A 23,376-nucleotide genomic window follows, 5' to 3' on the forward strand; every position below is an offset into this window, starting at 1 on the left:
GACTTCACCAAGGCGCGCGTCACCGACCGGCAGCGCTCAGGTGCCGGTGGGTCTCGTTGTGGAGCGCATGGTCGGTGCAGAGGTTGTTTCGCAGGGGTCACGCGCCAGCGCCGATGCTAGGGCCGGGTCACTCCAGGCCAGTACCCGTCGGAAGTCTGATGTTCAGTAGATCGAACGCCGCGCGCAGCACGGTGTCCTCGGACAGCAGCACGTGCAGCGCGGCCCCGCCCAGCGGGACGAAGCTGTCCTCGCTGGCCACGCGGGCGACTCGGCCGCTGAACCCGTTGTCCAGCAAGCAGGTCAGCACGGACTCGGACACCCCGCCGGTGCGCCGCGTCTCGTCCACGACCAGCACCCGGCCGGTGGCGGTGGCCTCGCGCAGCAGGTCGGCCACGGGCAGCGGGGCGAGCCAGCGCAGGTCCAGCACGCGGGCACCGAGGCCGTGCTCGGCCAGGCGCCGCGCCACGCGCAGGCTCATCGGCACCCCGTTGCCGAAGCTCACCAGGGTCAGGTCGGTGCCGGTGCCGTGGGTCCGGCCGCTGCCCAGTGGCACGTGCCCGGTCGGCGGCCCGGCCAGCCAGCCGCCGTCGCCCTCGGTGTGCAGGTCCCTGGTGTGGTACAGCGCGATCGGCTCCAGGAAGGCGCAGACGCTGCCGTCCACCTGGGCCGCGGCCACGCAGGTGCGCAGCATCGCGGCGGCGTCCTCGGGGCGGGCGGGTGAGGCGATCACCAGGCCGGGGATGTCCCGCAGCGCGGCGATCGCGTTGTCGTTGTGGAAGTGCCCGCCGAAGCCCTTCTGGTAGCCGTACCCGGCGATGCGCACGACCATCGGGTTGCGGTACTGGCCGTTGGAGAAGAAGCGCAGCGTCGCCGCCTCGCCGCGCAGTTGGTCGGCGGCGTTGTGCAGGTACGCCAGGTACTGGATCTCCGCGATCGGCAGCAGTCCGGACACGCCGGTACCCAGCGCGAGGCCCAGGATGGACTGCTCGTCCAGCACGGTGTCGAACACGCGCCCCGCGCCGAACCGCCGCCGCAGGCCCCGCGTGACGCCGTACACCCCGCCCTTGCGGCCCACGTCCTCGCCGAAGACGAGCAGGTTCGGGTGCTGCGCGAGCAGGTCCGCCAGCGTCCGGTTGACCGCTTGCGCGAAGGTGACCGGCTCGTGCGGCTGCGCGGGCCGCACAGCCTGTGCCACCAGCTCGGGCCTGCGTGGCGCCAGCGGTGCGAGCACGGCGGCGGCGCTGTCCAACTGGGGTCGGCCGGCGGCGCGTTCCGCCCGCGCGCGGACCTCGGCGCGCTTGTCCTCGTACCGCCGCACGACCTCGTCCGGGGTCAGCGCCCCGCAGGCGATCAGCTGCTCGGCGGTGCCCAGCAGCGGATCGCGCGCCAACTCGGCGGCGATCTCCTGCGGGGCCCGGTAGGCCGACTCCAGATCGGACCCGGCGTGGCCCATCAGCCGCACGGTGTGCAGGTGCAGGAAGGCGGGCAAGCGCTTGCGACGGACCCAGTCGGCGGCCTCGGCGGCGACCTGGCAGGCCCGCACCAGGTCGAAGCCGCTGGCGGAGAAGTAGCGCAGGCCGGGGCGATTGCCGTAGGCGCTGGCGATCCAGCCGTGCGGGGTCGGCACGCTGATGCCCAGCCCGTTGTCCTCGCACACCAGCAGCAGCGGCATCGGCAGCTTCTGGTAGCCGCAGTACACGGCGGTGTTGATCGCCCCGGCGGCCGTGGAGTGGTTGGCCGAGGCGTCCCCGAAGCTGCACACCGCGAGCGCGTCGGCGGGCCAGGGCGAGTCCACGCCGAGCTTGCGCGCCCGCTCGATGGCGAAGGCCACGCCGACCGCCCGCGGCAGGTGCGAGGCGATCGTGGAGGTCTGCGGGATCACGGCCGCCGCGTGGTTGCCGAACACCTTGTGCCGCCCGCCCGCGATCGGCTCCTCGGTGGCCGCCATCATGCCCAGCAGCACGTCGTCCAGCCCGGTGGACAGCCCGGCCTGCCGCACGCGCTCCAGGTAGAACGCCCCGGAGCGGTAGTGCAGCAGGGCCGGATCGGTGGGGCGCAGCGCGGCGGCCACGGCCACGTTGCCCTCGTGCCCGGCGGAGCCGATCGTGTAGTAGCCAAGGCCCTTGGCCCGGAACTCGCGGGCCACCAGGTCCAGGTGGCGGCTGCCCAACTGGGCGTCGAACAGCTCCAGCAGCCGCGCACGGTCGGCCACCGGGGCGGCGGGGCACGCCCGCAGTCCCGCCACCGCCGCCAGGAAGTGCTCGTCGACCTGCTCGGTCACCGGTACGCGCCGATCCCGGTGATCGCCTCGCCGAGCACCAGCGTGTGGATCTCGCTGGTGCCCTCGTAGGTCAGCACCGACTCGAGGTTGTTGGCGTGCCGCAGCACCGAGTACTCGGTGGTGATGCCGCTGGCCGCCAGGATCGTGCGCGCCTCGCGGGCGATGTCCAGCGCGACCCGCACGTTGTTGAGCTTGCCGAAGCTGACGTGCGCCGCCTCGCAGCGGCCCGCGTCCTTGAGCCGCCCGATGTGCTGCGCGGTCAGGAACGCCTTCTCCAGCTCCAGTGCCATGCCGACCAGTTTCTGCTGGGTCAGCTGGAAACCGGCGATCGGCCGGTCGAACTGGACGCGGGACTTGGCGTACCGCAAGGCGGTCGCGTAGCAGTCACGCGCGGCACCCACGGCGCCCCACAGGATGCCGAACCGCGCTTCGTTCAAACAGGACAGTGGAGCGCGCAGGCCACGACTGTCGGCAAGCACCGCGTCCTCGGGCAGCTCGCAGTCCTGCATGACCAGTTCGGAGGTCACCGAGGCCCGCAGCGACAACTTGTCCTTGATGTCACGGGTCGTGAAACCCTTGGTGCCACGGGGAACCAGGAAGCCGCGAACCCCGTCCTCGGTGCGGGCCCACACCACCGCGATCTCCGCGACCCCGCCGTTGGTGATCCAGAGCTTGCTGCCGTTGAGGACCCAGCCCCCAGCGGTGCGCTTCGCGGTGGTGCGCATCCCGGCCGGGTTCGAGCCGAAGTCCGGTTCGGTCAGCCCGAAGCAGCCGATCGCCTCGCCGGAGGCCATGCGCGGCAACCACTGCTGCTTCTGTTGCTCCGAGCCGAACTTGTGGATCGCCGTCATGGCAAGGGATCCCTGCACCGACACGAAGCTGCGCAGCCCGGAGTCCACCGCCTCCAGCTCCATGCACGCGATGCCGTACGCCGTGGCGCTGGCCCCCGCGCAGCCGTAGCCGGTCAGGTGCATGCCGAACAGTCCGAGCTTGCCCAGTTCCGGGGCGAGTTCGAGCGGGAAGGTGCCGTCGGCGAACCAGCGGCCCACGTGCGGGCGCACCTTGTCGTCCACGAACTCGCGCACGGTGTCGCGGATGAGCCGCTCTTCCTCGGAGAACAGCTCCGCCACGCCCAGCAGGTCGATCGGGTCCGCCATCACACGTCCAGCCGGTAGTCGAGGTCGGCCTCCGGCAGCGCCACCAGGTCCATCTGCGCCTTCTGGAGCTTGCCCGCGTAGTCCCAGTTCATCGACTGCCAGCGGGTGAACTGGTCGAGCACCCAGATCCCGGACTGGCGGCTGCCGTTGCCGGACAGGCCGTTGCCGCCGAAGGGCAGGTGCGCCTCCGCCCCGGAGGTGGAGTTGTTCACGCTGACCATGCCCGCGCGGCAGCGCTGCCGGAACCGGAACGCGTTGGCGGCGTCGGTGGTGTAGATCGCCGCGGACAGGCCGTAACCGTGCCCGTTGGCCAGTTCCACCGCCTCGTCGAACGTGTCGAAGCCGCCCACGCCGACCAGCGGCCCGAAGGTCTCGGTGCGGTACAGGGCGTCCTGTGCGGTCACACCGTCCACAATGGTCGGGTGCACGTAGATGCCCTGCTCCGGTGAACCGACAAAACCCTTGCGCGGGTTGGCATCGGTGATCCGGCCCGTCCCGGTGGAGCCGTGCACGGTGTGGTGCGGCTGGACCAGCTCCAGGTACTGCTCGAACCGCTCCGCGTACCGGGTGTCGATCAGCGGTCCGTACAGCACCTCCCGCATCGGCTCGCCGATCGCGGCCTGCTCCACGGCCGCGGTGAACCGGCGCAGGAACTCCTCGTGCACCTCGCGCTGCACGAAGACCGTGCCCAGCGAGGTACAGCGCTGCCCGGCCGAGCCGAACCCGCTGAACAGCGCGCCCTCCACGGCCAGGTCCAGCTTCGCGTCCGCCATGACCACCAGCGGGTTCTTGCCGCCCAGCTCCAGGCACGGCGATTGCAGGTGGCGTCCGCACAGCTCGCTGATCGCCCGGCCGACCTCGGTGGACCCGGTGAAGCCGACCTTGTCCACCAGCCCCTGCTCCAGCGCCTGGGACAGGCCCGTGAAGGTGGCCTCGCCGTTGGCCTGCACCAGGTTGAGCACCGAGGCGGGCACCCCGGCGTGCCAGGCCAGCTCGGCCAGCGCCTGGCCCACGGCCGCGGACAGCTCCGCGGGCTTCCACACCACGGTGTTGCCGCAGAGCAGCGCGGGCACCAGGTACCAGGAGGGCACGGCGGCCGGGAAGTTCGCCGCGGTGATGATCACGCTGACCCCGACCGGCACGCGGAAGGTGAACAGCTGCTTGTCCGGCATCTCGCTGGGCACGGTCTGCCCGTACAGCCGCCTGCCCTCGCCAAGGAAGAAGTCGCAGGTATCGATGATCTCCTGCACCTCGCCGAGGGACTCCGCGTAGGGCTTGCCGATCTCGCGGGTGATCAGCCGCGCGAGGGCCTCCTTGTTGGACTCGACCAGTCGGCCCCAGCGCTGCACGACCTGCCCGCGCACCGGAGCCGGGGTCGCCGCCCATGCGGGGAACGCCTCGCGCGCCGCCCGTGCGGCCTCGACCATGGCCGGTGGCCCGGACAGCGCCACCCGCGCGACCACGTCGGTGAGCTGAGCGGGGTTGAGCGAGGTCAGTTCGCCGCCTGCGGCGCCGGTGTCGGTGCTGCCCGCGATGACGGACGCGCACGCAAGAGGCTCGGCCATGGAGGTCCCTTCTCACTGTTCGGTGTGCCTTCCACCTTGGCGAACCCGCCCCGCCCCAGCCAAGCCCGGGAGCACGGGACCTCGTTCGGCTGAGGGCAAGCAGCCCTGCACCTCTGGGCCACGAGGTCGTGTTCTCCTGGCCTTGGCTGCCCGGTCCGCGCTCCGGCAGCCTGGGAGCATGTTCGAGCTGATGGACGAGTGGGGTCCGGAGAAGGTCGTCTGCGTGTCCGACACCCGCACCGGTATGCGCGGGGTGCTCGTGATCGACAACACCGCCCGCGGCATGGGCAAGGGCGGCACCCGGATGAGCCCGGGGCTGACCGTGGCCGAGGTCGCCCGGCTGGCCAGGGTGATGACCTGGAAGTGGGCCGGGGTGGACCTGTTCCACGGCGGGGCCAAGGCCGGGATCCGCTTCGACCCGGCCCGCGCCGACAAGGAGGCCGTGCTGCGCGCGTTCGTGCGGGCGCTGTCCAACGAGGTGCCCGCCGAGTACGTGCTCGGGCTGGACGTGGGCATGACCGAGCGCGACGCCGCCGTCGTGCAGGACGAACTGCGTGATCGCGGCGCCGCCGTGGGTACCCCCGCCGAGCTGGGCGGCGTCCCGTACGACCAACTCGGCGTCACCGGGTACGGCCTCGCCGAGGCCACTGACGCCGTCACCGAGCTGACCGGCGCGCGGGTCGCCATCCAGGGCTTCGGTGCCGTCGGACGCGCCGCCGCCAAGCGGTACGCCGAACTCGGCGCCACCGTGGTCGCCGTGTCCAGCGCGCTGGGGGTCCGGCACGACCCCGACGGCCTGGACGTGGCCGCCCTGCTCGCCGTGCCCGGGGACCGGACCGTCACCGAGTACCGAGGTGGCCGGTTGCTGGCACTGGGCGAGGAACTGCTCGTGCCCGCCGAGGTGCTCGTGCCCGCCGCGACCCAGGACGTCATCGACGTCGACCTCGCCGGGCGGATCGGCGCCCGGGTCGTGGTCGAGGGCGCCAACCTGCCCACGACCCCCGCCGCGCAGCGGGTCCTCGCCACGCGCGGGGTCACCGTGCTGCCCGACTTCATCGCCAACGCCGGGGGTGTGGTCGCCGCGGCGTACGCCATGGACGCCCGCTACTCCGCGCTGCGCCCTGACCCCGCCGCGATCTACGCCGTCATCGCCGACAAGTTGCGCGCCAACGCCGTCACCGTGCTGGACCACGCCCGCGCGCTCGGCCGCACCACCCACGAAGCCGCCCGCGACCTCGCCCAGACCCGCGTCCGCGAGGCCATGCGGTTGCGCGGGCGATTGCCGAACCCGTCATGAAAGTGCCGTTCCCTGCGTTGAGTGCAACGAACGGCACTTTCATGGCACGAGCCGGGGCACACTGACCAGGTGCGGACGAACTCGCGGGCCTGGCAGGACCACTTCACCGAGCGGCCCTGGTCGCAGATCGCCCTGGCCTTCCACGAGATGGCCGCCGGACACCCCGAGTTCCGCCACATGGCCGAGATCGTCGACAGCGTGCGCGTCTGCGGGGCCGAGCGCCAATTGGCGGCACTGACCTCCATGCACGACTTGGTGGTCGCTGCCCGGCCTGTGCCCGAGGCCCCGCCGATCGCCGTCCTCGTGGTCCGATCACCCTCCTCCGGCCACGTGGGCTCGGGCCACGTCCTCATCGAGCACCGCTCGACCACCGGGCACGACGACCACCTCGTCCGGCCCAGTGTGGAGGCCGTCCCGGTCTTCTGGCGCCTCGTAGCCCAGAAGTTCGGGATCGAGCCCGTCCCAGTGGCGTGAAGGTGGCTTTCGCCGCGCCCAGCGCGGCGAAAGCCACCTTCACGCCACGGTGCAAGCCCTTCACGCCACGGTGCAAGGCCCGCAGACATCCTACGTCTAGGATCGCGGCGTGCGTACAGTGCGAGATGCCTGCCGAGAGCTGATGCGGGCCTGGGGTACGACCACCGTGTTCGGCAACCCCGGTTCGACCGAGTTGCCGTTCCTGGGGGACTGGCCGGACGACTTCCGTTACGTGCTGGCCCTGCAGGAGTCCTGCGTGGTGGCCATGGCCGACGGCTACGCGCAGTTCAGCGGCGGCCCGGTGGTGGTGAACCTGCACTCCTCGGGCGGGGTGGGCCACGGCCTGGGTGGCCTGGTCACGGCCTACCGCAACCGCACCCCGCTGGTGGTCATCGCGGGCCAGCAGGCGCGCGAGCTGCTGACCGGGGACCCGTTCCTGGGGGCGATCGACGCGCCGGAGTTCCCCAAGCCGTACGTCAAGTGGAGCAATCAGCCCGCGCGCGCGGCCGACGTGCCCGCGGCGCTGGCGCGCGCATTGCAGATCGCGACCCAACCGCCGTACGGGCCCGTGTTCCTGTCCGTGCCGGTCGACGACTGGGACCAGCCCGCGGGGCCGGTGCCGCTGCGCCCGCGCACCGCCGGGTTCGGGCCCGACGCCGCGGCGATCGCCGAGGTGGCGCGGGCCCTGGACGCCAGCGAACGGCCCGCGCTGGTCGTGGGCGCCTCGGTGGACGCCGACCACGCGGTGGAGGAGGTGGTGCGGCTGGCGGAGCGGACCAGGGCGGCGGTGTGGGCGAGCCCGATGTCGCCGCGCTGCGCGTTCCCCGAGGACCACGCCCTGTTCGCGGGCTTCCTGCCCCCGGCCCGCAAGCAGCTCACCCAGGCGCTGTCGGCCTACGACTGCGTGGTGGCGCTGGGCGCGTCGGCGTTCACCTACCACGTGCAGACCCCCGAGGACGGGCCGGACCTGCCGCCGCTGCACCTGATCCACGACGACCCGGACGTGCTGGCCTGGGCCCCTGAGGGAACCGGGTTGCTGGCCACGCCGAAGCTGGCCGCCCAGGCGCTGTTGGAGCTGGTGACCGACAGCGGGCGGTCGGCGCCGTCACCGCGGGAGCGGGCGGCCGAGCCCGCGGCGCCCGCGGTGGGCGGCCTGATGTCGGGTGCCTACGTGCTGGCGGCGCTGTCCGAGGCGCTGCCCTCGGACGGGGTGCTCGTGGAGGAGATCCCCAGCCACCGCAACGACCTGCACGACCACCTGCCGATCACCTCCCGGGACCGGGGCTTCTTCACCATGGCCAGCGGCGTGCTGGGCTGGGGGCTGCCCGCCGCCGTCGGGGTGCGCATGGTGTCGGGGGACCGGCCGGTGGTGGCCGTGATCGGCGACGGTTCGGCGATGTACGGCATCCAGGCGCTGTGGACCGCCGCGCGGGAGCACGTGCCGGTGACCTTCGTGATCCTGGACAACACCCAGTACGGGGCGCTGCGTTCGATGGCCGACAGCGCCGGGGTGGCCAAGGTTCCCGGCACCGAGCTGGGCGGACTCGACTTCACCGCGCTGGCCAAGGGCATGGGCTGCGCGGCTCGGGCCGTGCACACGCCCGAGCAACTGCGCGAGGCACTGGCCGGGCTGGGTACCACGACAGTGCCCACCCTGCTCCACGTTCGGGTTGATCCGGGCTACGAATCGCTGTACTGACGGTAAAGTCGGCTCCAGCTCACGCGGGTGCCTCGATGGACGGAGTCCTCCAGAGGGTTCAGGAACCCACCGCGCCGTATCCACACCTCAACGGCGGCAAGGGTTTCCGATGCACCAACTCACTCCGCGCGGCGTGCCCTGCACGACCGGCTCGGGCACCGGCGCGACCACCACGGTGGTCCCCGGTCCCCGGGACGGCTGGGTCACGCTCGGCTTGGCGGGCCTGCCCGAGTTCACCGTCTCGCTGGAGCCCCGCGCTGTCGGCGCGTTGATCGCCGCGCTGCGCGAGGCCGACAGCATCGGCGTGCCCTGCCAGCACCCGGTACACCCCGAGCGCCTGCTCGGCGTGAACCCGCACCGCTGGTGGGAGCACGACTGCACCGGCCGCCCACCGATGGAGCTGTACCTGCTGCTGCCCAACGACCTACAGGTCGAGGTCGTGTTCGACAGCGAGGCGGTCAAGGCGTTGGCGGGCACGCTGGCCTGGGCCGCCGCCGTGTCCGGGCACCCGGGCTCGCGGGCCTGCACCGGGCCGACACGCGGGGACACGGTGCGGCGGCCTGGGTCACGTGCGCCGTGAAGGTGGCGTTCGCTGCGCCCAGCGCAGCGAACGCCACCTTCACGCCACGGGGCCGGGTGGGACAAATCCGGTGTGGGTCCGGCCCGGGGTCGGCTAGCTTGCGGGGATGAGCACTGTGGGGGCGCTGCGGCACCGGGACTACCGGTGGCTGGTGGCGGGGCGGGCGGTCAACTACCTGGGCAACGGGGTGGCGCCGATCGCGCTGTCCTTCGCGGTGCTGGACCTCACCGGCTCGGTGGCGGACCTGGGCGTGGTGGTGGGCACGCGGTCGCTGGCCAACGTGGCGCTGCTCCTGCTGGGCGGGGTGCTCGCGGACCGGTTGCCGCGCGGGGTCCTGTTGCAGGGCACCAACTTCGGCGCGGCGCTGTCCCAGGCGCTGGTGGCCCTGTCGGTGCTGACCGGGCACGCGTCCATCCCGCTGCTGATCGTGCTGAGCGCCTGCAACGGGGCGCTGGCCGCCGTGGCCATGCCGGGCTCGGCGGCGCTGGTGCCGCAGACGGTGCCGAAGGAGTTGCTGCGCCCGGCCAACGCGCTGAACCGGATCGCGAACAACACCGCGATGATCCTCGGCGCCTCGCTGGGCGGCCTGCTGGTCGCGGCCGTCGGCCCGGCCTGGGGCATCGCGGTGGACGCGGTGCTGTTCCTGTTGGCGGCCGGCTGCTTCGCCACGATCAGGATCGCGGCACCGGCCCGCGAGGCGAGCAGCGCGCTGGCCGACCTGCGCGAGGGCTGGACCGAGTTCACCGCGCGCACCTGGGTGTGGGTGGTGGTGCTGCAGTTCATGGTGGTCAACGCCGCCAGTTCGGGCGGGATCAGCGTGCTCGGCCCGGTGGTGGCCGACCACAGCTTCGGCCGGTCCGGCTGGGGTGTGGTGATGGCCGGGTTCACCGTGGGCGCCCTGCTCGGCGGCCTGCTGGCCACGCGGTGGCAGCCGCGTCGCGCCCTGCTGGTGGGGGTGCTGCTGACCTTTGTCAACGCCGTGCCGCTGGTGGCGCTGGCCGTGCAGCCGGGGGTGGTGGTGCTGGCGGTCTGCATGGGTCTGATGGGTGTGGCGGCCGAGGTGTTCACGGTGGCCTGGGACGTGTCCCTCCAGGAGAACGTGCCGCCCGACCGGCTGGCCCGGGTCTACTCCTACGACGCGCTCGGGTCCTGCGTGGCCCTGCCGCTGGGGGAGGTCGCGGCAGGGCCCGTCGCCGCGAGCGCGGGCGTGGCACCGACCCTGCTGGGGGCGGCGGCCCTGGTGCTCGCGGCGACGGGACTGGCGCTGTGCAGCCGCGAGGTGCGCGGCCTGGTGGTGCGGGGTCAGGAGCAGGTGAGCTCGGCGCCCGCCCAGTCGGCGTGATCGTAGGTGTTGCCGTCCCCGCCGTCGGTGACCACCAGTCGCAGCAGGCTGGCCCCGGTGAGGTCGGCGGTCAGCGCCTTGCCCCCGCTGCCCGCCCGCAGCACCCCGCTGTCGGCGACCTTGCGGCCGTCGGCCCACACCTCGAAGCTGACCGAGCCGTTGCCGTTGGCCTCGTCGTCAAGGCCGACCGTGCTGCGCACCGAGGTGCACCGCCCGCCGAGGTAGTACTCGACGGTGCTGGGGGCGTGCACGCCCAGGCCCTTGGCGTAGGACACGCCGCCGATCTTCATCGGGTGCCCGTCCCCGGCACCCTGCTCGCCGTTGCTGGTGTTGCGCTCCACCGGGCCCCAGCCGTTGTCCGCGCTGATCCACTGGTCGTCACCGAGTCCGCTGGTACCGCCGGGTTGCGGCGCCACCACGGCGACCGCGAGCTGGTAGTCCGAAGTGGACGATTGCGGCTGGTAGCTCGTGCGGACCGCCAGCGAGTAGGTGCCCGGCTTGGTGCCCGCGGGCGGGGTGAGGGCCCACTGCGTGCGCAGTTCCTTGCCAGGAGCCAGTTTCGGCGTGCTGGTGGCTGACTGCGGCTGCACGGTCCAGCCCTGCGGAGCGGTCAGTTGCACGCGGGCGTTGGTGGCGTTGGCGGCCCCGTCGTTGACGGCAACCGTGCTCAGCTTGGCGGCCTTTCCCGGCTCGGCGAGCACCGGCGCGCCGGGGTAGGCCACCGGGAACTCGATGCCGGTGCGCACGGCGGGCGGGTACTGCGGCCAGTTCCGGTCGTTGCCCACCCGCAGCAGCACCGTGCCGTGTGGCGGCACCACCGCGCCGATCGTGCCCGCGGTTTCGCGAGTGGTGTGCGTCCACAGGTCGCGCACGGTGTAGCCGCCTGCCTGGGGCAGCCCGACTTTCGCCGCCGTGGTGCTGATCGTGGCCGGTGCCGCCGTCTCGTTGAACAGGGCCACCGCGCGGTCACCGCCGGACAGCGGCTTGCTGATCACGTGCAGACCGGAGGCGTTGCTGATCTCCTGGCCCTGCGCGCCGAGCCGGTCCTGGTCGACGGCGATGACCTCCTTGTTGGTCAGGATCTCCATGGTGGCGGGCGTGGCCTTGCGGATGTCCGAACCGATCAGCAGCGGGGCCGCCATGATCGACCAGAGGCTGAAGTGGCTGCGGTACTCGGTGTCGGTCATGCCCCCGTTGCCGACCTCCAGCATGTCGGGATCGTTCCAGTGGCCGGGGCCCGCGTAGGGCGCCAGCCCCACGTTCTGCTTGAAGATCGACAACATGCTGCCCCAGTTGTCGCTGATGTCCCCGGTGGTGCGCCAGGAGTTGCCCACGTCCTTCGCCCAGGTCCAGGGCTTGTTCTCGCCCCACTCGCAGAGGCTGTACAGGATCGGGCGGCCGGTGGCGGCCAGTGCGTCGTGCATCGCGGTGTAGCGCTGCTTGGCGTCCACGCCCTCGTTGTTGCAGTTGTCGTACTTCAGGTAGTCCACGCCCCAGGAGGCCCAGAGCTTGGCATCGGCCTTCTCGTGGCCCAGGCCGCCCGGGAACCCGTTGGTGTCACAGGTCTTGCTGCCCGCGCTGGAGTACAGCCCGAACTTCAGGCCCTTGCTGTGGACGTAGTCGGCGACCGCCTTGATGCCGTTGGGGAAGCGCACCGGATCGGGCACCAGGTTGCCCGCGGAGTCGCGCTGCGGCAGTGCCCAGCAGTCGTCCAGGTTGACGTACTGGTACCCGGCGGCCTTGAGTCCCTTGTTGACGAACAGGTCGGCGATGCCCTTGACCATGGACTCGTTGAACTCGGCCCGGCAGTGCGTGGCGTTCCAGTTGTTGAACCCCATCTGGGGCGTCTTGGCCAGACCGTTGTCCAGTGCTGGCGCCGCGACGGTGGCAGGGTGGGCGAGCGGTGCCGTGGCGCCCAGCAGCAGGGGGAGCGTCAGCAAACCGATCGCCGTCAACCGTGAGCGGACAGACATCGGACCTCCTTGTCCGTGACACACAACCGATCAGAAACGAACGAACTCGATCAGTGGTGCCCATCACACAGGGAACTCCCAGGTGGTGTCAATACACCACAAGTAGGTGTCACATCAGTTCTGTGCCGGATATATCCGATGTTTGGTCTTGTTTGATTCGCGAAGGTAAAGTCGCCGCACCAACGCCGTGAAGGTGGCTTTCACTGCGCTGGGCGCAGTGAAAGCCACCTTCACGGCACAACGGGGTGGGTCAGTGCAGGGTCCCGGCGGGAACCGACAGATCCTCGACCGTGTCCAGGCAGGTCCGCACGAGGGCGGCGAGGCCCTCGGCGATGGTGGCGACGGACATGCTCGGCGCGTCGGCGAGCTGCTCCGGGGTGTAGGGCACGTGCACGAAGCCGCCGCGCACACCGGGCAACTCCGTGGCGAGCAGGTGCATCAGCCCGTAGAACACGTGGTTGCAGACGAAGGTGCCGGCGGTGTACGAGACGGCGGCGGGCACCCCGGCGGCACGCATGGCGGCGACGGAGGCCTTGACGGGCAGGCTGGTGAAGTAGGCGGCGGGCCCGCCCTCGACCACCGGCACGTCCACGGGTTGGCTGCCCGCGTTGTCGGGGATGCGGGCGTCGTCGAGGTTGACGGCGACCCGTTCCGGTGTGACGGCGTGACGGCCACCCGCCTGGCCGGTGCAGATCACGAGCTCGGGGGAGTGCTCGGTGACGGCCGCGCGCAGGGCGTCGAGCGAAGTGTCGAAGGCGCAGGGCAGCACCGCGACGCGGATGTCCACACCGGACAGTGGTTGGCGCTCGCCGAGCAGGGACACGGCCTGCCAGGACGGGTTGACCCGCTCCCCGCCGAAGGGCTCGAACCCGGTCAGCAGCACGGTGCGCATCAGAACCCCAGCCAGTACATGATCGCGATGTTGCAGGCCAGCAAAGGGATCGCGGTCGGCAGCTGGGCCTTGATCGGCCCGTAGCGGTCCTTCATCTCCAGCAGCACGGCGGGCACGATGTTGAAGTTGGCGGCCATCGGGGTGCACAGGGTGCCGCAGAACCCGGCGAGCATGCCGACCGCGAACACCAGTGCGGGATTGCCGTGGAACTGCTGGATCAGCACCGGCCAGCCCACCGCGGCGGTCATCACCGGGAAGGCGGCGAAGGCGTTGCCCATGACCACGGTGAACAGGGCCATGCCCACGCAGTAGACGACCACCGCGGCCAGCAGCGAGCCGCCCGGCAGCAGCCCCGACAGCACGGTGCCGACCTGCTTGCCCACACCGGACTTGTCGAACAGCAGGCCCAGCACCGCCAGCATCTGCGGCAGCAGCACGACCCAGCCGATGGACTGCAACAGGCGGCTGCCCTCGCGCAGCGGCGCGCCCAGGCCCACCGGCTGCGCGGGCCGCACCAACACCAGGCCGACGGCGACGGCGATCAGCGCTCCGGCGCCGAGCCCGGTCAGCGTGGCGGTGCCCGCGGCCAGCAAGGGCTTGCCGCCCACGGTGATCGAGGCCAGCATCGTGGCGAACACCAGTGCCACCAACGGGATCATCAGCGCGGGCACGAACAACCTGTTGCCCAGCTTGGCTGCTGAGCTTTCCTGCTCGGCCTCGGTGGGTACGGGAAGCTCCGCCTTGCGCACCGCGCCGAACCCGGCCAGCCCGGCGATCACGAGCACGGCCAGGCCCAGCGGCCATGCCGCCGCGGTCTTGGCCACCACGAAGGTGCTGTAGCAGAAGGACAGTCCCAGCAGGGCCCAGAAAGCCACCGCCCCGTAGCGCCTCTCCCGCCCGCAGAGCACCGCGTTGGCCAGGAAGAACAGCCCGCACAGCCAGTACAGCCACTCGGCGTCGATCATCGGGCCAGCTCCTTGGCGAGTCGGCGGTCCAGCCACAGCAGCCGCGCGGAGTGGATCACCAGCGCGCACACGGCGGTCGGGATGGCCCACAGCGCGATCTGCAGCGCGTCCAACTTGAGGTGGTAGGTGGTGTCCACGAAGCCGGTGATCAGCAGGATCGAGCCGACCGCGAGGAAGATGTCCTCACCGAAGAACAGGCCCACGGTGTCGGCGCTGGCCGAGTACGCCTTGACCCGCTCGATGGCCGGGTCGCTGAGCTCACCGTGCCTGCGCGTCGCGGCGCCCAGGGCCATCGGCGCGATCAGCGGGCGCAGGGTCTGCGCGGGCCCGCAGATCCCGGTCAGGCCCAGCGCGGCGGTGCCCTGCCGGATCAGCAGGTAGGTCGCGAGCAGGCGGCCGGTGGTCAGCACGCGCAGCTTGCCGATCAACCGGGTCGCCTGCTGCTGGAGGCCGAACCGGTCCAGCAGGCCGATCGCGGGCAGGGTGACCACGTAGATGGTCACCGAGCGGCTGCCCGCGAACCCGTTGCCGAAGGCGTCCAGGATCTGGCTCGGGGTGACGCCGCCGAGCACTGCGGTGACGATGCCGGACGCGGTGACCACCAGTAGCGGGTTGAGTCGCAGCGCGAACCCGACGACCACCAGTGCGACACCGAGCAGGACGAGCATCAGCGTGCTCCTCTCTCGGGTGGGGTGCTCGGAAGGCTAAGCCTTGTTGAACAATCCAACAAGGGGACAGGTTGCGAATTGTTATGCACCGACTTTCGGCGGGTGGCGCCCAGGGCTACCGTCCCGCTACACCGTGTTACCACTGGCCGTACAGACGGAAGGACCCCTGCTATGTCCCCACGCGTCATCGGCACCCTCCTGGGCGCGGTGCTCGGGCTGACCATGCTGGCCGCCCCGGTCGCCCAGGCCGCGCCCGCCGCGGTCGACTTCTCCGGCACCGTAGCGCTGAACAACTGTTCCGGCTCGCTGGTCAGACTGGCCTCGGCCAACCCGAGCGACCCGGCCCTGGTGCTGTCCAACGGGCACTGCTACGAGGGCGGCTTCCCGGCCGCCGGCGAGGTGATCACCAACCGGAGCTCCTCGCGCACCTTCACCCTGCTCTCCGGCAGCGGCGGGCGGCTGGCCACCCTGCGCGCCACCAAGCTGCTGTACGCGACCATGACCGACACCGACGTGTCGCTCTACCAGCTGTCCACCACCTACGGGCAGATCCAGCAGCAGTACGGCATCAGGGCGCTGGAGATCTCCCCAACCCATCCCACCGCGGGCACCGCGATCAAGGTGGTCTCCGGCTACTGGAAGCGGATCTACTCCTGCGACATCGACGGGTTCGTGTACCGGCTCAAGGAGGCGGACTGGACCTCCAAGGACTCGATCCGCTACACCCGCTCGTGCAACACCATCGGCGGCACCTCCGGCTCGCCGATCGTGGACGCGGCCACCGGCAAGCTGATCGGGATCAACAACACCGGTAACGAGAACGGGGAGCGCTGCACGGAGAACAACCCGTGCGAGGTGGACGAGAACGGCAACGTCACCGTTCGGCAGGGCATCAACTACGGTCAGCAGACTTATCTGTTGGCCGCGTGCATGACCGGCAGCAAGGTGGACCTGAGCCTTCCCGGTTGTGTGCTGCCCAAGCCGTAGCTCAATTCCGTGAATCCGACGGCGGTGCGGTCGTGGCCCGGACGATCAATTGTGTGTCCAGTTCCTCCTGCCTGATCGCACCGCCGTCGCGGCCCAGTCTGCTCAGCAACAGGTCCACGCCCAGCCGCCCGGTCGGCTCCACCGGCATGGCCACCGTGGTCAGCGCGGGCTGGCACAGCGCGGCGAACATCAGGTCGTCGAACCCGGTCAGGCTGACCTGTCCGGGCACCGACACGCCCCGGTCGCGCAGCCGGGCCAGCACGCCCAGCGCCATGATGTCGTTGTACGCTACGATGGCCGTGACGCCCTCGGCCAGCGCCAGGTCCGCGGCCTGCAACCCGCCCTCGTAGCGCGGCGGGAACGGCCCCAGGTCGACCAGGTCCACCCCGTGCCGCTGCACCGCGGCCTTCAGGCCCCGCCTGCGTTCCCGGTTCGACCAGGAGGTGCGCGGCCCGTTCAGGTAGGCGATCCGGCCGTGCCCCAGCGCGACGAGGTGGTCGATCACCTGCCGCATGCCCGAGCCGCTGGACATCAGCGCGGCGGGAATGCCGCGCACGCGCCGGTTGATCAGCACCAGGCTGGTGGCCCGCGCGAGCTCGCGCACCACCTGTTCGTCGAGGCCCGGCGAGCACAGGATCACGCCGTCCACCTGCTTGGCCATCGCCAGCACCAGGTCCCGCTCGGCGGCCGGGTCCTCGTCGCTGTCGGCCACGAACACCGCGTAGGAGGACTGCCGCGCCTGGGACTGCACGCCCTTGAGCACCCCGGTGAAGAACGGGTTGTTCAGGTCGGGCACCACGATGCCGAGGTTGCCGGTCCGCCCGGTGATCAGCCCGCGCGCGGCCAGGTTGGGCTGGTAGCCCAGGTCCGCCGCCACCGCCAGCACCCGCTCCCTGGTGCTGGCGCGCACGAGCTCGGGGGAGGTCAGCGCGCGCGAGACGGTGGCCACCGACACCTCGGCCTGCCGCGCCACATCGCGGATGGTCACCGCCACCGACACCACTCCTTCCGGACAATGCGAACCTTACGCCGATCTTGTCTCAACTCGCGTCCGGTTCGGGGGTCGGCCCGTGCTCGGCGAGGAAGTCGAAGTCGCAGCCCCGATCCGCCTGCAACACGTGCCCGGCGAACAGGCTGCCGTAGCCACGGGTGTACCGCGGCGCGGGCGGTGTCCACTCGCAACGGCGCGCGGCCAGCTCCGCATCGGCCACGTGCAGGTGCAGCAGCCGCCGGTCGGTGTCCACTGTGATCAGATCCCCGTCGCGCACCAGGGCGAGCGGCCCGCCCACGTGCGACTCCGGCGCGACGTGCAGCACGCAGGTGCCGTAGCTGGTGCCGCTCATGCGCGCGTCGGAGATCCGCACCATGTCCCGGATCCCCTTGCGCAGCAAGCGTTGCGGGATCGGCAACATGCCGTGCTCCGGCATGCCGGGACCGCCGAGCGGGCCCGCGCCGCGCAGCACCAGTACCGAGTCCTCGGTGACGGGCAGGGTGTCCTCGTCGATGCGCCGTTGCAGGTCCGAGTAACCGTCGAACACCACCGCGGGCCCGGTGTGCCGCAACAGTTCCGGGCTGGCGGCGATGGTCTTGAGCACCGCCCCGTCCGGCGCGAGGTTGCCGCGCAGCACGGCCAGTCCGCCCCCGGTGGCCAACGGCCGGTCCAGCGGGCGGATCACCTCCTCGTCGAAGACCTCGGCACCGGCCAGGGCCTCGCCGAGGCTGATCCCGGCCGCGGTGGGCCGTTCCAGGTGCAGCAGCCCGCCCAGCCGGGCCAGCAGCGCGCGCAGCCCGCCCGCGTAGTAGAAGTCCTCCATCAGGAACCGCCCGCTGGGCCGCAGGTCGGCCAGCACCGGCACGGCCCGGTCGAAGTCGGCCGCCGACAACGTGATCCCGCTGCGGTTGGCCATCGCAACCAGGTGGATCACCGCGTTGGTGGAGCCGCCCAGCGCCAGCACCGCCGTCACGGCGTCGGCGTAGGCCCGCTCGTCGAGCAGCTTGGCCGGGCGCAGGTCCTCGCGGACCATGTCCACCACGCGGATCCCGCTGGCCGCGGCCATCCTGGGATGCGCGGAGTCCGCCGCGGGGATCGAGGCGGCACCGGGCAGGGTCAGTCCCAGCACCTCGGCCACCGAGGTCATGGTGGAGGCCGTGCCCATGGTCATGCAGTGGCCGGGGGAGCGGGCCAGCCCCTCCTCCAGTTCGCCCCACTGCCGGTCGTCCACCAGGCCCGCGCGCCGGTCGTCCCAGTACCGCCACATGTCGCTGCCGCTGCCCAGCACCTCCCCGCGCCAGTGCCCGCGCAGCATCGGCCCGGCCGGTACGAAGATCGCGGGCAGGTCCGCGCTGGCCGCGCCCATCAGCAGGGCGGGGGTGGTCTTGTCGCAACCGCCCAGCAGCACGGCCCCGTCCACCGGGTAGGAGCGCAGCAGCTCCTCGGTCTCCATCGCCAGCAGGTTGCGGTACAGCATGGCCGTGGGCTTCTGGAAGGTCTCCCCGCCCATCGAGCCCACCGGCAGCTCCACCGGGTAGCCCCCGGCCTGCCACACCCCGCGCTTGACCGCCTCGGCCCGCTCGCGCAGGTGGCTGTGGCACGGGTTGAGCTCGCTCCAGGTGTTGACCACCGCGATCACCGGCTTGCCCAGGTGCTCCTGCGCGCCGATGCCCAGCTGCCTGGTCCTGGTGCGGTGGCTGAAGGAACGCAGTCCGTCGGTGCCGTACCAGCGGTGGCTGCGCAGGTCCTCGGGCCTCATGAGGGCGGCTCCTCTCAGTGGTCTGGACAGCTCCAGTGAAAACGTTTACTGTGTTTTCAGCAAGGGGTGCCGGACAGGCCCCCTCCCAGACCCCGGTGTGGGTTGGCTTGCGCGGCGGCTTCGCCAGCCCACACCGGCCCTTCACCCCCATCGGGGTATTCACAGAACTTGCCCGTGAGCCACAGGCCCGGTGCCTCTTCGAGCCACTCCGGCACGGTCACGCAGACCAGTGCGCGAAGATCCCCTAAGCTGGGGACCGTTATGGCCGAAGGACCGGGTAACGGTTCCGCAACCGGGTGTTTTGGGGCATCATGCCTGGTGGTTTCGGCCAGGCGGATAATTGATTCGCCAACCAATTCCGGATGAGGGGCCACCGATGGACGCGACGGGTCCGCGCACCGAGTTCAGCCGGGTGTGGATCGGCTACCTGACAGTCGGCGCCCTCATCCTGGTCGCGTACTACCTGGTGCCCGCCGAGGGCACCGGGCTGGCCGTCCGGATCACGCTGTACTGCCTGGACAGCGTCTCGGCCGCGGTCGCGGTGCTCTACGGGCTGTACCGGTACCGGCCGCGCCCCCGGCTGCCCTGGCTGATGCTCGGCCTGAGCCAGGTGGTCTACGCCATCGCGGACACCAGCTTCTACCTCGCGCACTACGCGTTCCAGGTGATGGATTACCCGGGCGTGGCCGACCCGCTGTACCTGTCGCACTACCCGCTCGTGGTGGCCGGCCTGCTGATGTTCATCCGCCGCCGCACCCCCGGCCGCGACCTGCCCGGCCTGCTCGACGCCGCGGTCATCGGCGTGGGCGCGGCCATGCTGTCCTGGCTCTACCTGATCGCGCCCAACGCCCGGCTGGACGCGCCGATGGTCGTCAAGATCACCTCGCTGGCGTACCCGGTGATGGACCTGCTGATGCTGACCATCGCGCTGCGGCTGATCCTGGGCGGCGGCCGTCGTCCCGCCTCGTTCTTCCTGCTGACCTTCAACCTGCTCGCCTTCGTCGCCGCCGACACCCTGTACGTCTCGCAGCAGTTGGACGGGGTCTACCAGGCGGGCAACTTCCTGGACGCCATCTGGCTGGCGGGCAACCTGGCCCTGGGCGCCGCGGCCCTGCACCCCACGATGGCCCGGCTGACCGACCCGTCCCCGGTGCGCGAGACCGCCATCGGCCCGGCCCGCATCACCGCGCTGTGCGCCGCGGCGCTGATCGCCCCGGTCACCCTGTTCGTGCGCAACTCCGCGGGGGACTTCACCGACATCTCGGTGATCGCGCTGGCCTGTGCCGTGCTGTTCGGGCTGACCATCGCCCGGCTGGCGGGGCTGGTCTCCGACCAGCGGCGGCTGGCCATCACCGACGCGCTGACCGGCCTGCACACCCGGCGCTTCTTCGAGGCCCAGCTGCCCATCGAGGTGGCCCGCGCCCGGCGCTCCGGAGGCTCGCTGGCGGTGTTCATCATCGACGTGGACCACTTCAAGTCCATCAACGACCACTACGGGCACCCGGCGGGGGACCAGGCGCTGATCGAGATCTCGGCCCGGTTGCGCGGGGCCTCCCGCGGCGGGGACGTGCTCTCCCGCTACGGCGGCGAGGAGTTCGCCCTGCTGGTGCCCGAGGCGAGCCTGAGCGAGCTGCACTCCATCGCCGAGCGGCTGCGCCAGCGGGTGGCCAGCAGCCCCGTGGCCGTCTCCGAGGACACCTGGATCGCCGTCACCGTCTCGGTGGGCGCCGCCTGTTTCCCGCTGCACGGGGACAGTCCCAACGAGCTGGTGGCCACCGCCGACCGCGCGCTGTACGTGGCCAAGGCCCGCGGCCGGGACCAGGTCGTGGTCGGCGAGGCGGCGGTGCCCGACACGAGCACCACCACCGACCACACCGCCATGATCGACTACCTCAGCCACGTGGCCGACGAGGTGGACGCCCAGCTGGGCGCGCACGACCACAGCCTGTGCATCAGCCGGTGGACGATGACCCTGGCCACCGCACTGGGCCAGGACGAGGCCACCGCCCGCAACGCCGAGCTGGCCGGGCGGCTGCACGACATCGGCAAGATCGTCATCCCGGAGGCGGTGCTGACCAAGCCCACCGCGCTGAACGAGGACGAGTGGCGGCTGGTGCGCCAGCACCCCGAGTACGGCTACCGGCTGGCCAGGATGGTGCCCGGCTTCGGCGTGGTGGCCGACATCATCCGCCAGCACCACGAGCGCTACGACGGCAACGGCTACCCGTCCCGGTTGGTGGGCAACGGGATCCGGGTCGAGGCCAGGATCCTGGCCGTCTGCGACTCCTGGGCGGCCATGCTGGTGGACCGCCCCTACCAGCCGGCGCTGAGCGTGGCCGCGGCCGCCGAGCAGCTGCGACTGGGCCGGGGCACCCAGTTCGACCCGGACGTGGTGGACCTGTTCCTGGACCTGCTGCGCGAGGGCAAGGTCGGCGAACTGCGCCGCCGCGAGACCACCAGCAGCGGCAACCTGGTGCTGCCCCCGAACATGTCATGAAAGTGCCGTTCCTGGCGTCAGGTGCCAGGAACGGCACTTTCATGACACGCGGCTTCAGGAGATCTCGGCCAGGGTGTTCCAGAACATCAGCTCGTAGGACTGCAACAGGCGGCCGTACTCGCGAGCCTGGTCGGTGCCGCGACCGGCGTCCAGCCCGGCCTGCACCACGGCCAGTGCCGCCTCGTCCCCGCCGGGCGCGGGCGTCGCGAAGAAGTCGAAGAAGCCACAGCCCTCGTCGTCGAAGCCGTAGTGCTCGCGCAGGGCGGCGGCGACCGTGCCGCAGTAGGAGCCCCAGGCGGAGAAGTTGGCGACCACGGCCAGCACCACGTCGCTGGGCTCGCCGTTGAGCGCCAGCCAGGCCAGGTAGGACGGGTAGGCCTGGCAGCCCGCGCGCGGCCGGTAGTCCCTGAGCGCCTGCTCGTCCAGGCCCGCCGCGGCGGCGAACTTCTTGAGGTTGTCCAGCGCCAGCACCTCGCCCGCGGCCAGGTCGCTGAAGAAGCTGCCCGCCGCCGGGTCCTGCGAGCGGGAGGCCAGCACCAGGAAACTGCGCCAGTCGCTGACGATGATGCGGTGCTGCTCGGCGGCCAGCGCGGCGATCGCGGCGCGCGGGGCGGTGCCCTGGGCGATCAGCGGGACAAGGCGGTTCTCGTGCTCGCCGGGGGCGAGGTCCTGCCTGGCGGCTGCCAGCAGTTCGCGTGCCGAAGCGGTCATTGCTGCGATGCTCCCTCAGACGTCACCGTGGTGTCGGAGCCGCCTGCCGAAGCCGAGCACCGTGGTGGCCAGCGGTCGCTTCGCGACGGCAGCGGCTAGGGCAGCGTAGAGCAGCCCGGCCAGCAGCCAGGTCTCGACCGGCACCAGACCCGCGGCGGGCGCGGAGTCCTGCCAGGGCAACAAACCGAGGCCCCAGGCGCCGAAGCCCACGGCCAGCGCCACCGACACCAGGCCGGGCCAGTTCGCGGTGGCCGCCTCGCGCCAGCTGGGCACCTGGTCCACCGGCCGGGTCAGCCCGGTCAGCCTCGGCAGCAGGAAGCGGTCCACGCACATCACCACCGTGATGCTGGGCAGTGCGATCGAGGACCAGCTGGCCACCTTGAAGAAACCGTCCTCCACGCTGGGGAACAACCAGGTGAACACGGCGGCGATCACGGCCATCAGCAGGCAGGTGTGCCAGCGGCGCCAGCCGGGCAGCTGGCCGAGCACGTTCTGCCCGCCGTTGATCATCTCGTAGTAGTTGCCGTCGTTGATCGACACCAGCAGCACCACGGCGACCACCGCGCCCAGCCACAGCGCGCCGAACAGCGAGTACTGCACCACGTAGCGGTAGGCGGGCCCGAAGTCGTACTGGCCCTGCCCGGACAGCTCGGCCATCATCCAGCCGCCCGCGACGAACAGCACCAGCCCCACGGCGAAGGCCACCGCGAACGCGGGTACCGGCCAGAACAGCTTCGGCTTGCCGTAGCGCCAGGTGTCCGGCTCGTTGCCCCACATCACCGAGCCGACGGCCACGCCGATCCCGGCCAGGAACGGCAGTTCCACGGTGCCGGCGGGACGGGCCGCCAGCGCCTGGCCCGGGGTGGTGGTCAGGCCCTTGACCACCAGGAACAGCACCCAGATGATCATCAGCGGGGCGGCCACCCAGCGCGCGAAGCCCGCGATGCCCTTGAAGCCGAACAGGTTGTTGGCGATGCCCAGCACCGCCAGCAGCACGCTGACCAGGGTGATGTGGCCCCAGCCGTACAGGCCGTCGAACAGGGTGGCCAGCAGGTTGAAGGCGAACGCGGTCCAGCCCGCCGCCACCCCCACCAGCAGCAGGGTGGCCAGCGCGGAGCCGATCCGGCCGAACACCGACCTGGTCAGCAGCGCGTGCGTCTGGCCGGTGGTGGAGCCCAGGTAGGCCGCGGGCAGGGCGTACAGGAAGTAGGCCACCGCGCCGATCGCGCCCGCGCCCACCGCCTCCAGCAGCGAGTAGCCCGCGTCGTGGTACTGGAAGCCCAGGAACAGGTACGTGAACCCGGCCGCGAGGGTCACCCACAACGCCACGAAGTGGTACTGGGAGCGGCGTTGGTCCATGGGGACCACACCTGCCGCGCCGGTTGAATAGTCGTGCTCCGCTGTTTCACCCACCGGCCGCGTCCTCCCACTAGCTGGTGGTCGGAAAGTTACTACACACAGCGTGACGTGTATCCCGGCGGCCAGCGCAAACCACTACCCCCAAAGGGCGCAGCGGTCGTCACGTTGAGCATTTTTTG

The 23,376-nt window shown here is 71.3% G+C and carries 18 protein-coding genes; 7 read left to right on the forward strand and 11 right to left on the reverse strand.

Annotation, left to right across the window (positions count from 1 at the left end):
- Positions 1-127: 127 nt before the first annotated feature.
- Genes KALB_RS14050 through KALB_RS14060 form a run of 3 tightly spaced genes read right to left on the reverse strand, consistent with a single transcriptional unit; the run spans position 128 to position 5,003 of the window.
- Positions 128-2,281 carry a thiamine pyrophosphate-dependent enzyme gene (locus KALB_RS14050; RefSeq protein WP_025356350.1) on the reverse strand — a complete coding sequence of 718 codons (2,154 nt, stop codon included), beginning with the start codon at positions 2,279-2,281 and terminating at the stop codon, positions 128-130.
- The gene (locus KALB_RS14055) at positions 2,278-3,438 is read right to left on the reverse strand and encodes an acyl-CoA dehydrogenase family protein (RefSeq protein ID WP_025356351.1); all 1,161 of its coding nucleotides are present in this window, start codon (positions 3,436-3,438) and stop codon (positions 2,278-2,280) included. The genes KALB_RS14050 and KALB_RS14055 overlap by 4 nt, the downstream gene beginning before the upstream one ends.
- Positions 3,438-5,003, reverse strand: a complete 1,566-nt coding sequence (locus KALB_RS14060) for an aldehyde dehydrogenase family protein (protein WP_025356352.1) — start codon at positions 5,001-5,003, stop codon at positions 3,438-3,440. Before KALB_RS14060 ends, KALB_RS14055 begins: the two co-directional genes overlap by 1 nt.
- A 178-nt stretch (positions 5,004-5,181) precedes the next feature.
- On the opposite strand from KALB_RS14060, the gene KALB_RS14065 reads away from it, so the two are divergent.
- The 5 genes from KALB_RS14065 (at position 5,182) to KALB_RS14085 (ending at position 10,395) form a co-directional block, all read left to right on the forward strand.
- A complete protein-coding gene (locus KALB_RS14065) occupies positions 5,182-6,300 on the forward strand; it encodes a Glu/Leu/Phe/Val family dehydrogenase (protein ID WP_025356353.1) in 1,119 nt (372 codons plus the stop codon).
- Positions 6,301-6,369: 69 nt separating this feature from the next.
- Positions 6,370-6,774: a hypothetical protein gene (locus KALB_RS14070; RefSeq protein WP_025356354.1), complete on the forward strand. Its 405-nt coding sequence runs from the start codon at positions 6,370-6,372 to the stop codon at positions 6,772-6,774.
- Positions 6,775-6,883: 109 nt separating this feature from the next.
- The gene (mdlC, locus tag KALB_RS14075; RefSeq protein ID WP_025356355.1) at positions 6,884-8,473 is read left to right on the forward strand and encodes a benzoylformate decarboxylase; all 1,590 of its coding nucleotides are present in this window, start codon (positions 6,884-6,886) and stop codon (positions 8,471-8,473) included.
- A gap of 109 nt (positions 8,474-8,582) precedes the next feature.
- Positions 8,583-9,053 carry a hypothetical protein gene (locus tag KALB_RS14080; RefSeq protein WP_025356356.1) on the forward strand — a complete coding sequence of 157 codons (471 nt, stop codon included), beginning with the start codon at positions 8,583-8,585 and terminating at the stop codon, positions 9,051-9,053.
- A 106-nt stretch (positions 9,054-9,159) separates the two neighbouring features.
- Positions 9,160-10,395, forward strand: a complete 1,236-nt coding sequence (locus KALB_RS14085; protein ID WP_025356357.1) for an MFS transporter — start codon at positions 9,160-9,162, stop codon at positions 10,393-10,395.
- Here the strand turns inward: KALB_RS14085 and KALB_RS14090 are convergent.
- The 4 genes from KALB_RS14090 to KALB_RS14105 all read right to left on the reverse strand — a co-directional run bounded on the left by KALB_RS14090 (position 10,356) and on the right by KALB_RS14105 (position 14,893).
- Entirely contained in the window at positions 10,356-12,368 is a 2,013-nt protein-coding gene (locus KALB_RS14090) for an NPCBM/NEW2 domain-containing protein (RefSeq protein ID WP_030111677.1), read from the reverse strand. The two genes, KALB_RS14085 and KALB_RS14090, sit on opposite strands and share 40 nt — an antisense overlap.
- A gap of 250 nt (positions 12,369-12,618) precedes the next feature.
- Positions 12,619-13,260 carry a pyroglutamyl-peptidase I gene (gene pcp, locus KALB_RS14095; RefSeq protein WP_025356359.1) on the reverse strand — a complete coding sequence of 214 codons (642 nt, stop codon included), beginning with the start codon at positions 13,258-13,260 and terminating at the stop codon, positions 12,619-12,621.
- Positions 13,260-14,225 (reverse strand): DUF979 domain-containing protein, encoded by a 966-nt coding sequence (locus tag KALB_RS14100; RefSeq protein WP_025356360.1) that lies wholly within the window; start codon positions 14,223-14,225, stop codon positions 13,260-13,262. Before KALB_RS14100 ends, pcp begins: the two co-directional genes overlap by 1 nt.
- Positions 14,222-14,893: a DUF969 domain-containing protein gene (locus KALB_RS14105; RefSeq protein ID WP_025356361.1), complete on the reverse strand. Its 672-nt coding sequence runs from the start codon at positions 14,891-14,893 to the stop codon at positions 14,222-14,224. The genes KALB_RS14100 and KALB_RS14105 overlap by 4 nt, the downstream gene beginning before the upstream one ends.
- Before the next feature lie 171 nt (positions 14,894-15,064).
- Here KALB_RS14105 and KALB_RS14110 point away from each other — a divergent pair, with 171 nt between their 5' ends.
- On the forward strand, positions 15,065-15,880 hold the full coding sequence (locus KALB_RS14110; RefSeq protein ID WP_025356362.1) for a S1 family peptidase: 816 nt from the start codon (positions 15,065-15,067) through the stop codon (positions 15,878-15,880).
- A 1-nt stretch (position 15,881) separates the two neighbouring features.
- Here the strand turns inward: KALB_RS14110 and KALB_RS14115 are convergent, their stop codons facing one another.
- Both KALB_RS14115 and araD read right to left on the reverse strand, forming a co-directional pair.
- Positions 15,882-16,874, reverse strand: a complete 993-nt coding sequence (locus KALB_RS14115) for a LacI family DNA-binding transcriptional regulator (protein ID WP_025356363.1) — start codon at positions 16,872-16,874, stop codon at positions 15,882-15,884.
- Positions 16,875-16,920: 46 nt separating this feature from the next.
- On the reverse strand, positions 16,921-18,630 hold the full coding sequence (gene araD, locus KALB_RS14120; protein WP_025356364.1) for an L-arabinonate dehydratase: 1,710 nt from the start codon (positions 18,628-18,630) through the stop codon (positions 16,921-16,923).
- Between the two features lie 376 nt (positions 18,631-19,006).
- Between araD and KALB_RS49835 the strand changes: the two genes are divergently transcribed.
- Positions 19,007-21,127, forward strand: a complete 2,121-nt coding sequence (locus KALB_RS49835; RefSeq protein ID WP_025356365.1) for a diguanylate cyclase — start codon at positions 19,007-19,009, stop codon at positions 21,125-21,127.
- Positions 21,128-21,181: 54 nt separating this feature from the next.
- On the opposite strand, the gene KALB_RS14130 is transcribed toward KALB_RS49835, so the two are convergent.
- Together KALB_RS14130 and KALB_RS14135 are read right to left on the reverse strand one after the other, a co-directional pair.
- The gene (locus KALB_RS14130) at positions 21,182-21,838 is read right to left on the reverse strand and encodes a thiaminase II/PqqC family protein (protein ID WP_025356366.1); all 657 of its coding nucleotides are present in this window, start codon (positions 21,836-21,838) and stop codon (positions 21,182-21,184) included.
- 15 nt (positions 21,839-21,853) lie between these two features.
- Positions 21,854-23,197, reverse strand: a complete 1,344-nt coding sequence (locus KALB_RS14135; protein ID WP_025356367.1) for a cytosine permease — start codon at positions 23,195-23,197, stop codon at positions 21,854-21,856.
- Between the last annotated feature and the right edge of the window lie 179 nt (positions 23,198-23,376).

It is taken from the genome of Kutzneria viridogrisea DSM 43870 (assembly GCF_000525635.1).
In the GTDB taxonomy this organism is placed as follows: Bacteria; Actinomycetota; Actinomycetes; order Mycobacteriales; family Pseudonocardiaceae; genus Kutzneria; species Kutzneria viridogrisea.

Excerpts from the sequence above, each read along its gene's own strand:
- KALB_RS14055 (WP_025356351.1), bottom strand. The coding sequence starts at position 3,438 with ATGGCGGACCCGATCGACCTGCTGGGCGTGGCGGAGCTGTTCTCCGAG.
- KALB_RS14060 (WP_025356352.1), bottom strand. The coding sequence starts at position 5,003 with ATGGCCGAGCCTCTTGCGTGCGCGTCCGTCATCGCGGGCAGCACCGAC.
- KALB_RS14065 (WP_025356353.1), top strand. The coding sequence starts at position 5,182 with ATGTTCGAGCTGATGGACGAGTGGGGTCCGGAGAAGGTCGTCTGCGTG.
- KALB_RS14080 (WP_025356356.1), top strand. The coding sequence starts at position 8,583 with ATGCACCAACTCACTCCGCGCGGCGTGCCCTGCACGACCGGCTCGGGC.
- KALB_RS14085 (WP_025356357.1), top strand. The coding sequence starts at position 9,160 with ATGAGCACTGTGGGGGCGCTGCGGCACCGGGACTACCGGTGGCTGGTG.
- KALB_RS14090 (WP_030111677.1), bottom strand. The coding sequence starts at position 12,368 with ATGTCTGTCCGCTCACGGTTGACGGCGATCGGTTTGCTGACGCTCCCC.
- pcp (WP_025356359.1), bottom strand. The coding sequence starts at position 13,260 with ATGCGCACCGTGCTGCTGACCGGGTTCGAGCCCTTCGGCGGGGAGCGG.
- KALB_RS14100 (WP_025356360.1), bottom strand. The coding sequence starts at position 14,225 with ATGATCGACGCCGAGTGGCTGTACTGGCTGTGCGGGCTGTTCTTCCTG.
- KALB_RS14105 (WP_025356361.1), bottom strand. The coding sequence starts at position 14,893 with ATGCTCGTCCTGCTCGGTGTCGCACTGGTGGTCGTCGGGTTCGCGCTG.
- KALB_RS14110 (WP_025356362.1), top strand. The coding sequence starts at position 15,065 with ATGTCCCCACGCGTCATCGGCACCCTCCTGGGCGCGGTGCTCGGGCTG.
- araD (WP_025356364.1), bottom strand. The coding sequence starts at position 18,630 with ATGAGGCCCGAGGACCTGCGCAGCCACCGCTGGTACGGCACCGACGGA.
- KALB_RS49835 (WP_025356365.1), top strand. The coding sequence starts at position 19,007 with ATGGACGCGACGGGTCCGCGCACCGAGTTCAGCCGGGTGTGGATCGGC.
- KALB_RS14130 (WP_025356366.1), bottom strand. The coding sequence starts at position 21,838 with ATGACCGCTTCGGCACGCGAACTGCTGGCAGCCGCCAGGCAGGACCTC.
- KALB_RS14135 (WP_025356367.1), bottom strand. The coding sequence starts at position 23,197 with ATGGACCAACGCCGCTCCCAGTACCACTTCGTGGCGTTGTGGGTGACC.